Origin of the sequence: Paenibacillus hubeiensis (genome assembly GCF_032334105.1) — a bacterium.
Classification (GTDB): domain Bacteria; phylum Bacillota; class Bacilli; order Paenibacillales; family Paenibacillaceae; genus Paenibacillus; species Paenibacillus hubeiensis.
In genome coordinates, this window is the sequence record NZ_JAVYAE020000032.1 from 1 (window position 1) to 9,711 (window position 9,711).

Here is a 9,711-nt window from a genome sequence, read left to right on the forward strand (position 1 = left end):
AAGCAGCAGACTAAAGATCGTCTGAACAAAAGCGTAGACGATATCACGGATTATGTATCTGATTCGATGGAGCGGATGCGAAATACTCGTTTTGGCCAAGAATTTGCAATGGATGGACCAAACGGTGTCTATTTCACGAAGCCGAAAAAGCCAATTCCACCCAATAGCCAGCAGCAGCGTTTTTGGAGTGAAATGGAAGCAGGCAAAGGTGATTTAGCGAAGAAGTTGGATGAGGGGATGGGTAATACTGAATTTGGTTTAAGCCGTTCAAAAGTTGTTGGCTATGGTGAATCAGATTTAAGTAGAATGGTAATTGATTATAGAATGAAAAATGGTGTTCAGGGGACAAGGAATATTGCGATCTTAGAATACGAGGATAACGGAATACTCAAGTATGAGATTGCTGAAAGTAATAGGGAACTAGGAGTACACTCAGAAGAAATACTTCATCAGAGAGTGACTGAAATGGGAATTGATTCTTCTAAGATAAAAAGGATATATACCGAAAGGCAACCATGTAATCTTGAGCCATATCATCACTGTGATAATTTGATTTATAAAAATTATCCGAATGCAGAAGTAACTCATAGTTTTGAATACGGAGACTATGATTCGAGAAAACGTGGTAATGACGAAATGAAGAAGGCTATTAAGGCGTTATTTAAGTAATGAAAGTAAAGGGGGAATATCTAATGATTGAACTATCAAAGGATTTTTGGAACTGTGATTTTTTTAGGTACAGTATAGATGAGTTGGGGATATACGGTTTTTCAGAGGAAACAATGGAGTTTTTATTGAATTATGGCTTACCTAAAAATCATACAATCTTTGAAATGAAAGGTATCAAGTTCTTTGATTCAATTAATTTTGAAAGAATCACCTTTAACGGAGAAGAGTTCATTAACATAGGACAAAGTCGGGGGGCTTTCATTTCAATTAAGAAAACTACTCAAGAAGTATTTGCACTTCTGGAAAGTCGAGAGGATAGGATATTCATTAATTCAAGTATAAAATTGTTTTTGTTATTCCATCAGCTATTTTATACTGAGCTTAGAAAAGTTGATGACATAGACGATGATGAGCAGTGTGAAAAATTTGGGAAAATGATGCGAGAGGAATTTGAAAAAATCGACTCTACAGCAATGTTGGACAAAGAGAGTACATGGTCAAGACTTGTAGAGGAGTATGAAAACTGCTCTATCTAATCGAAGCTCTCAAATAATTAAGTCATTAGGACTACCTAGTATCGAATGAAACGACTTTTCCTATCCTTACCAACATAACCTTTGTTCTATTTGTAAGAAAATTTTCATGAATTAAGATGTACGTACTGAATGGCTGTAAAAAGTATCTCTATTAACATAATAGCGTTACATCAAACAGGTTGATTATGGTCAGATACCACTATAATCAACCTGTTTTTTTGTTATATTCCGCAGGATGCTACCGACTCGATCGTGAACGGCGAGACGAAGTTCTTCGTTTTCCCGGATGATCGCCATTGGGGCTTCTACGTCCTGCCGGTTGCCCGAAAGAACGAACAGCTCTATCTTGGTCCGCAGAAGCTGTTTCCGTTCGAGCCAGATCTGCCCGAATTGGACTTTTTTGATGGGAGGAAGTAGAGAATCGGACCGAGAGAATGGCGCAAAATGAAGTGCCCGAGAGGATTACCCGGAGTACGTCGTAAGGCGCTGACTCTGGTTCGAAGGGAGGGAGAAGTTGATGTTCACGCATGTGTACCCGCATTTCCAGAAAGGCCGTATTCTCAAAACCGCCATGCTGGAACAGCTTCCAGATTATCCGCGCGACTATCTGGAACTCTGCTACCGCAACTATGCGAACGCATTATTGCCAGGGCGGAGGTCGAAGTAAAGACAGACAAGCTGTCCGTATCCCCCGGAATCGTGCTGTATCTCGGCAAACTGTATATGCTCACCGAGCAAACGGACATGTCTTACGTGGCGACAGGCCGCATGACGTTGCTGAAGGTTCGGCTGCGGAAGCGAATTTAGCTCAGCTAGATATTGCCGGAATGGCGCTTGGAGGCAGCTCGCTAGCCAAGAAGGGCACCATGAAAATCAACAAATCGGGAACTAAGTCGGACCACGGGGATGGTTCGGGGCCAAAAGGTTTCCTTCATGGAAATGGGGATAACCCAGACAATCCCGCCGCTGTAATAAAAGATGGGAAATTTAAGACCAATGCAGCATTATCTCCTCCATCTCTAAGTGAGTTGGGCGAACTTATTGCCAAAACAGTTGGGAAAATGACCGAAGGTGCTGCGGCTAGTGTTCCGTGGCGTATTAGGTACATGCAACCTACCCAACGGTGGAAACGTGCCAGTAATTATGAAGATTGACAATCATGGTTCTTCAGGTAATAGTAAACACTCAAAGAGAGAGTCTGAGGGAACGGGTAAAGTTAAAATATCTATAGGAAATGAAAAGAAATTTAAAGAACATTATCGCTAATAAAAAGGGGATATTTGGAATGTGTGCTTGGTACGAAATACTCTAGTGATGCAGATATCCCAAATTTCCTAGAAGATTTATCAAGGGCAATTAATGATGTGACATTTGAATATGTAGGTAAGGCTTCGTATAAACATGGTTTTGAGGGCAATATATATCGAACTAAGGATTATACACTAATTACAAAATATGATGGAGAGTTTGTGACAATATTAGAGCGTGGGTAAGGTATGGATTTAAACTTGATATTTTTAGAATAATGGAGGCAAAAGTATATGTTAAAGAAATTTGAAAATTTGATTCAAAAGAATTTGCTTAACAATGTTTATGTAACAGGCTTTCTTTCATTTGAGGAAAACGGTTCTGCTGAATTTTCTGCTATGTTAGATTTTTTATATTTTGAGTTTGGTGAACAAATCATAGAATTTCAATCAGTTGAGCAGAATTCAAAGCTGAGGATATCAATGGTTGACAAAGTAAGATACGAATTTGATAAATTTGAAGACGATGTAGTTTGCAAGAGTAATGTTAGTGAAATTGTACTAACAAAGTATGATTCAGAAGATAACAAAGTTATAAATGCTTGTTTCTATGGTTTACAAATAAATGAAAAAAGTCTAGTTTGTGATGCGTTACATGTGAAATTATTAAATGGACAAGATATTTTTATCGATCCTACGTTCAACTTTGGTATTAATGTAGGCGGATTAGAGCAAAAAAAATATTGGGAAGAAGACTATAAAGAAAGAATCCTACCAAGAGTGGGTTCGTTTCCAAAAAAAGACATATATTATTTTTAATTGATAATTATGGAGATAAATAAGGTGAGAACTCACCTTTCCAAGTGAAGATCTTGCTTAAAAAAGCGTACGATACAACCTCCAAACCACAATGCAATATAGCCGCTCGTACTGTAGTTTTCTTTTGCCTTTGTATCAACTCCCACCCAGTACCGAATAGGTCGGGCGGCTGATTCTAATCAGACATAACCCATGTAATACTCGTATAAAGATTTCTCCTACACCAAATGCTTTAATTTTATAGCCTAAATAACGCTACTCCGATACATCAAACAGGTTGATTATGGTCAAATACCATCATAATTGACATTTTTTGTTATCTTCGTCTAGCATATTTTCAAATTTACTCGCAACTTTTAGAATGGGCCCCCCGATAGGGAAAATGAAGTAGCATATAATCGCATCTTTCAGGATAGATACCACCGATATTAAGAATAGAGGCGGATAGAACGAAAGTTTTTTCATATCGTCCGTAACTTAACTGAACCTTTCAGCGATTGTTACTTTGAAGAAAGTAACGCTGGTGATGGCCAGTTAACATAGAACAGACAGGGAACGTATAAGGGTAGCCACCTGTCCCTAATAAAACCCAAAATTCATCAAAAAATTCGGGAAAGGTGGCACATGAAGGGAGTTACTGTATCCATCGGCCGTATTGTCGTTCACTTTATAGACGTGTACTTGGACTTCTTCAATGAGTTCCATAAAGAATTTGCCACTATTAGAGGGTTAGGACGAAGGTAGGGAAATTTTTAAAAAAGTTACTTACTGAGATACACGTTTCAAGTATTGATCATCGATCCGCAAATGATGATCGCCGAGTGGACGAGACATGGACGGCATAGAATGAGCAGACTAAAGATCGTCTGAACAAAAGCGTAGACGATATCACGGATTATGTATCTAATTCGATGGAGCGGATACGAAATACTCGTTTTGGCCCGGAATTTGCAATGGATGGACCAACTGGTGTCTATTTCACGAAGCCGAAAAAGCCAGCCCAATAGTCAGCAGCAGCGTTTTTGGAGTGAAATGGAAGGAGGCAAGAATTGCGGATTTGCTAGCTGAAAATGGATATCGCACGATAATGCTTGACGAAGTGCCCAATGGAAGTGCATTTGATGGAAATGGCTATGGTGTTCTTCCGAATAAAAGTCCAGACTTTATAATAGAGGGACAAATGTTGGATTGTTATGCTCCTGGAACAAATAATATGAAGACCAATCTAGGCACGCTTAGAGATAAAACTACATATCAAGCAAATGATAGTGTTAAATATAAATGAACTATTAGTCATTGAAGGTCGTAAAGTAACTAGATTGTACTGGAGGTTTGGATAAGATGGATTTTAGGTTATCAGTTGGTTCTAGTTTGCCTAAAGAAGAATTGGGGAAATTGCTTTACAATATGATATTTGAAGTATTATTTGTAGAATTAATTAATTATGAGGTAGAGGTATGGGAACGATTTGATACTCAATATGTGAGTATCGGCTGCACATATTTTTCAATGATCATTAATTTAGATGATGAAGATGGCTATACAGAACGTTTTCGAGATATGAATTATGAAGCGTACGGTGTGAATACAAATGTGCTAATTAGTATTCAATTTAAAACTTATACATTTGAGATCGGATGGTTAAAGCTACTTGAAGTTATTGGAAAACTATTGCAGTTAAACAATCTGGATTTGGTTGTTGAGGATCATACCACATATCCGCTATTGAAAAGGGTAAATGGGCGTTTGTTAATAAATAGTAATTTGGATTATCGAGCGTGGTATTTGACCCCAGAAAATTTAGGACTACTGAGTTATCCTTATGATAAAGAAGATTTTTTAGAGGGAAGTAACTAGAAAAGGAGAGGTTTGTCCATTAATTTTGTCTATCATTCTGTGTAACCATATTAACTACGCCTCAATGCCGTCCGTGTTGTGATTTCTTTTCTGTGAAAATCAAAATTGACTTAGAAAGTCAAAATACAAGGATTTAAATGAACTATTAGTCATGGAAGCCCGTCAAAGTAACAAGAGGGTATTGGAGGTTTGATTAAAATGGATTTTAGGGTATCTGTTGGTTCTGATTTGCCTAGAGAAGCCTTGCGAAAGATATTTTACGATATGATATGCGAAGTATTTTTTGTAGAATTAATTAATTATGAAGTGGAAGTAAGGGATCGATCTGATGCTCAACAAGTGAGTATTGGTTGCACTTATTTTTCACTAAGTATAGATTTAGATGAAGAAGAAGACTATATTAAACGCTTTCGAGAGATGAATCTCGAAGATCATGGAGTGGATACAAATGTTCCTATTAGTATTCAATTTATATCGCGTACTTTTGATATTGGGTGGTTAAAGATGCTTGAAGTTATTGGGAAACTACTGCAGTTGAACGATAAGGATTTGCTTGTTGAAGACGATACTTCTTACCCATTAATAAAAAGGATTAAAGGGGTGTTACAGATCAATACTCATTCAGATGAATATCAAGCTAATTATTTGACTAAAGAAAATCTTGCACTATTGAATTACCCTTATGAAGAAGATTTTTTTAAAAATAGTGAAGAACAATTACTTCTGTTGTAGAATAACATCAGAGTTTATAAATTATCCTTTATATACAATCAACAACGCTACAATGCTACAATGCAAGCTAACTGCCCATTGTGATATTCTTTTTCATTTGCCGCTTATCTTAAGTAACCAAAGCGTCGGTTGTTCAAAAAGACCCCATTCAGTGCCGAATGAACCCATCATTCAACCAATAACACATATAACCCATGTAATACCTGTATAAAGATTTCTCCATTTCGGTTGTACGCACAACAAATGCTTTAGTTTTATAACCTAAATAACGCTATTCCGTTACACTGAATAGGTCGATTATGGTCAGATACCACCATAATTGATCTGTTTTTTGTTATCTTCGTTTTCTTGCGTTTTTTTAAATTTACTCAAAACTTTAGAATGCCCCCCTCGAAAGGGAAGATGAAATAGCAATAATCAGATCTTTAGGGTAGATACCACCACTATTAAGAGTAGAGCGGCTTATACGAAGGTTTTTTCATATCGTCTGCAACTTAAATGAACATTTCCGCGATTGTAACAGCGAAGAAAGAACTCTGTTGACATAGACAGGCTGGGAACGAAGGCTCGCCACCTGTCCTCTAATAAAGCCCGAAATTCATGAAAAAATTCGGGGGATGGCACATGAAGGGAGTCACTATATCCATCGGCCGTATTGTCGTTGACTTTACAGACATGTACTGGGACTACTTCAATGAGTTTCATAAAAGAATCTTCACCTATTATGGGTTAGGATGGCGGTAGGGAAAGTTTTCAAAGAGATACTTATGTTAAATTTCCTGATTTATATTCAAATTGGAAATGGGATGTACCAAAGAGTCTGCCCACATATGGTCATGCATACTCTAAGCATGGCTCACATATTACTGATGCTAAATTAAAAGCTAGGGCAATTAATGATAAAGTTCAGATTGGAAGGTGGGATAATCAAAAAGATGCTGCAAAATTAATATCAGAAGTTGCGAAACAAGGCCCGGGAGTTTATGACATAGAATTGCCGAGTAATGTTGGAGGGACATCATTTCTGAAAACAGGAGAAAAAGTCCCAGCAGATAGAGCAATTATTGTTGTTAGAGAGGACAACAGTATAACAAGTGCATATCCGTACAATAGTACCCATCCTACAAAGCCAGAAAGGTGATAAAATGAATAAGTATCCGATAGGAGTTACACCAGAGGCAAGAATTAATCTTATCGAAAAATTTGATTTATCAGATGCACATTACATTGATTGGGAAATTATAGTTGCAGATCCTTCTAGACTTCAAGAATTTATTCATGGTTATAGATCTAATAATTGGAGTGTAGATGAAAAGTATGCTCTTATGGTTATTATTGTGGCTTCATATGAAGAAGCACTTAAAAAGAATATGGAAGAAGAAACCATTTGGAATGAGATTCGAAGTATTCTAATAACTGATATGGAAATTCATGTGGAGACTATAATTACTTGGTCATTAAAAGAAGAGGAGTATACTCAGGAAGAGATTGACGATGGTGATGGTTTTCTCATAACAAAGCGAATGATAGAAGTTTACGATTTTTGTAATATTCAAGCTCTTGTAGACAAAGATCGCTGGAACTCATTTGATACCTAGTCATGAAGAAAAAAGTCTTGGTAAGTATCTAGTGCAGAATGAACCTTGCGTATAGTTAAAGTTGTATGTAATTTATAAAAAATACAATGCGAGCCTCACCGCTGTGTTGTGGTTTCTTTATTTTCGCCGCAATAAACCAAACAATACAAACATGCAAGAGGCGGCTATTCAAAATCCCCCCCAGTGCCGAATACTTAACATTCAATCAATAGCACATCTGATCAACTAAAAATGTTTATAAAGATTTCACCATTTCGGTTGTACGCACAACTAAATGTTTTAATTTTTAACCTAAAGTATCACTATTCCATTTCATCAAGCAGGTTGATTATGTTTAGATACCATCGTAATTAACTTGTTTTTGTTATTTTCGCTTTTGTCAATTTGAAGAACTGAACGACTAAAGAACGGCAATGCGTATACCAACCCCACGTTCATGGGTATGGACCAGTAGCTGCTCGACAACCTGGGCGTCGCCCTGATGCTTGTCAACCTCGCCATCTTGGCCAAGCACGGACTTAATAAGGGGTTGGAAAATATTGAAAAAACAATGATAGACAAAAAAATAAAAATTGATGATCTTCAATTTTTAATTAAAGAAGATGGGCACATTGTAATTGCAGACCCACTAAAGGTCCATACAAAAACGAAACCCTCCAATAAATAACCTTAAAATGATTAATTTACTTATTGAAGTAGCTAAAAATAAATGAGGTGTAGTTATGAAACATAATTATTTTGAATCATCTTTTCCCTCTGCCAAAAGAAACTTACTGGATCATTTAGTTGGGAAAAGAGTTAAAAATTTAATTCGATATAGCTGGTGGAGCAAAGAAGATTCAGCAACTGAATGTGAGATAGAAAAGAAGGATGTATTTTCACTTACAACAGGACCATTTTGTATCGAATTTGAGCCAAATATATCAATAGGATTTAGTAGTGATGTTAAAGTTAGCAGTATTATACTATGGGCTGAAACCATAGATGGTATAGAAACTGATGACCTAATGAAAAAAGACAAAGAATTATTTCCAATTGAAGCATGTGACCCGGAATATTCTGAGGACTATTTTAAAAATATTATTGGTCACAGTTTAATTAAATATGAAATAGTTAAAATTGAAACAATGAATTCCTTGCAATGGGATCATCCTAGAGAAGTTGGACTTGTATTGTTTTTTCTAACAATAGCCATATTGTTTTATCTCATCAATTAACAAATGTAGTATCTGATGATTTTACAGTAATCCGCTGGGATCAAGTTAATAAGGACGAAAATTACCCTTTATTATACAAAATGAGTGAATTTTGGGGTTGAAGGTGTTTGGCAAAAATTTAGTGAAACCCCATTTACAACTCTAACAATAAGACATACATTCCAACCTGCCAAGCCACAATGCGAGATAGACGCCCGTATTGTGGTTTTCTTTTGTCTTTGTTCAACTCTCCCTCAGTGCCGAATGAGTCGGGCGGCTGATTTCAAGTAGTCATAACCCTAAGAAATATCCCATATAAAGAATTCTCCATTTCGGTTCGCACATCCAATGCTTAAACTGTATAGCCTAAATAACGCTACTCCGATAATCAAATAGGTTGATTATGGTCAGATACCATCATAATTGACCTATTTTTGTTATCTTCGTCTAGCATATTTTCAAATTTACTCGCAACTTTTAGAATGCCCCCCCGATAGGGAAAATGAAGTAGCATATAATCGCATCTTTCAGGATAGATACCACCGATATTAAGAGCAGGGCAATCAAAAGGAATTTTTTCATATCTCCGTAACTTAACTGAACCTTTCAGCGATTGTTACTATGAAGAAAGCAACTCTGGTGACAACCAGTTAACATAAAACAGACATGAAATGTATAAGGCTAGCCATCTGCCCTCTAAAAAAACCAAAATTCATCAAAAATTCGGGAGAGGTGGCACAGGAAGGGAGTCACTGTATCCATTGGTCGTATCGTCGTTGACTTTATAGACGTGTACTGGAACTTCTTCAATGAGTTCCATAAAGAATCTGTCACTCTTACGGGGTTAGGACGAAGGTGGGGAGGAATTTTAAAAGAGATACTTATCCAGATACACGTTTCAAGTATTGATCATCGAATCGCAAATGCTGATCGCCGAGTTTAACGTTATATTTGGCGTGGTAGCCATTATTGCGGCCATCCCGACAGGCGGAAGCTCCTTGTATTTGTTGGCTGCCGCGGATGCGGCTCTAGGTGCGGCGATGATCGTCGTCAATGT

The 9,711-nt window shown here is 37.1% G+C and carries 12 protein-coding genes and 1 pseudogene; all 13 read left to right on the forward strand.

The window, feature by feature from the left end; translation table 11 throughout:
- Positions 1–669, forward strand: a 669-nt coding sequence (locus RSX24_RS31880) for a nucleic acid/nucleotide deaminase domain-containing protein (protein WP_343262859.1), incomplete at its 5' end; no start/stop codon positions are given.
- A 23-nt stretch (positions 670–692) separates the two neighbouring features.
- Positions 693–1,205 (forward strand): SUKH-4 family immunity protein, encoded by a 513-nt coding sequence (locus RSX24_RS31885; RefSeq protein ID WP_343262860.1) that lies wholly within the window; start codon positions 693–695, stop codon positions 1,203–1,205.
- Positions 1,206–1,430: 225 nt separating this feature from the next.
- Positions 1,431–1,622, forward strand: a pseudogene (locus tag RSX24_RS31890) (hypothetical protein); the annotation flags it as partial.
- 100 nt (positions 1,623–1,722) lie between these two features.
- Positions 1,723–1,872, forward strand: coding sequence for a hypothetical protein (locus RSX24_RS31895; protein WP_236421556.1), 150 nt, complete (start codon positions 1,723–1,725; stop codon positions 1,870–1,872).
- A 199-nt stretch (positions 1,873–2,071) separates the two neighbouring features.
- Positions 2,072–2,359, forward strand: a complete 288-nt coding sequence (locus RSX24_RS31900; protein ID WP_343262861.1) for a hypothetical protein — start codon at positions 2,072–2,074, stop codon at positions 2,357–2,359.
- A 135-nt stretch (positions 2,360–2,494) separates the two neighbouring features.
- On the forward strand, positions 2,495–2,698 hold the full coding sequence (locus RSX24_RS31905) for a hypothetical protein (RefSeq protein ID WP_236421558.1): 204 nt from the start codon (positions 2,495–2,497) through the stop codon (positions 2,696–2,698).
- Positions 2,699–2,746: 48 nt separating this feature from the next.
- Entirely contained in the window at positions 2,747–3,271 is a 525-nt protein-coding gene (locus tag RSX24_RS31910; RefSeq protein ID WP_343262862.1) for a hypothetical protein, read from the forward strand.
- Positions 3,272–4,298: 1,027 nt separating this feature from the next.
- Positions 4,299–4,556, forward strand: coding sequence for a CdiA C-terminal domain-containing protein (locus tag RSX24_RS31915; protein ID WP_343262863.1), 258 nt, complete (start codon positions 4,299–4,301; stop codon positions 4,554–4,556).
- Between the two features lie 56 nt (positions 4,557–4,612).
- Positions 4,613–5,128, forward strand: a complete 516-nt coding sequence (locus tag RSX24_RS31920) for a hypothetical protein (protein ID WP_343262864.1) — start codon at positions 4,613–4,615, stop codon at positions 5,126–5,128.
- Positions 5,129–5,326: 198 nt separating this feature from the next.
- Complete coding sequence (locus RSX24_RS31925; RefSeq protein WP_343262865.1) at positions 5,327–5,860, forward strand: hypothetical protein; 534 nt, start codon at positions 5,327–5,329, stop codon at positions 5,858–5,860.
- 1,145 nt (positions 5,861–7,005) lie between these two features.
- Positions 7,006–7,458 carry a hypothetical protein gene (locus RSX24_RS31930; protein ID WP_343262866.1) on the forward strand — a complete coding sequence of 151 codons (453 nt, stop codon included), beginning with the start codon at positions 7,006–7,008 and terminating at the stop codon, positions 7,456–7,458.
- Positions 7,459–7,939: 481 nt separating this feature from the next.
- Positions 7,940–8,125 (forward strand): hypothetical protein, encoded by a 186-nt coding sequence (locus tag RSX24_RS32430; protein ID WP_497198221.1) that lies wholly within the window; start codon positions 7,940–7,942, stop codon positions 8,123–8,125.
- Between the two features lie 55 nt (positions 8,126–8,180).
- Positions 8,181–8,675 carry a hypothetical protein gene (locus RSX24_RS31935; RefSeq protein WP_343262867.1) on the forward strand — a complete coding sequence of 165 codons (495 nt, stop codon included), beginning with the start codon at positions 8,181–8,183 and terminating at the stop codon, positions 8,673–8,675.
- Positions 8,676–9,711: the final 1,036 nt, after the last annotated feature.

Bases quoted from the DNA above. Each gene is read 5' to 3' on its own strand.
- RSX24_RS31910 (WP_343262862.1), top strand. From the start codon at position 2,747: ATGTTAAAGAAATTTGAAAATTTGATTCAAAAGAATTTGCTTAACAAT.
- RSX24_RS31885 (WP_343262860.1), top strand. From the start codon at position 693: ATGATTGAACTATCAAAGGATTTTTGGAACTGTGATTTTTTTAGGTAC.
- RSX24_RS32430 (WP_497198221.1), top strand. From the start codon at position 7,940: ATGCTTGTCAACCTCGCCATCTTGGCCAAGCACGGACTTAATAAGGGG.
- RSX24_RS31925 (WP_343262865.1), top strand. From the start codon at position 5,327: ATGGATTTTAGGGTATCTGTTGGTTCTGATTTGCCTAGAGAAGCCTTG.
- RSX24_RS31900 (WP_343262861.1), top strand. From the start codon at position 2,072: ATGAAAATCAACAAATCGGGAACTAAGTCGGACCACGGGGATGGTTCG.
- RSX24_RS31895 (WP_236421556.1), top strand. From the start codon at position 1,723: ATGTTCACGCATGTGTACCCGCATTTCCAGAAAGGCCGTATTCTCAAA.
- RSX24_RS31930 (WP_343262866.1), top strand. From the start codon at position 7,006: ATGAATAAGTATCCGATAGGAGTTACACCAGAGGCAAGAATTAATCTT.
- RSX24_RS31935 (WP_343262867.1), top strand. From the start codon at position 8,181: ATGAAACATAATTATTTTGAATCATCTTTTCCCTCTGCCAAAAGAAAC.
- RSX24_RS31920 (WP_343262864.1), top strand. From the start codon at position 4,613: ATGGATTTTAGGTTATCAGTTGGTTCTAGTTTGCCTAAAGAAGAATTG.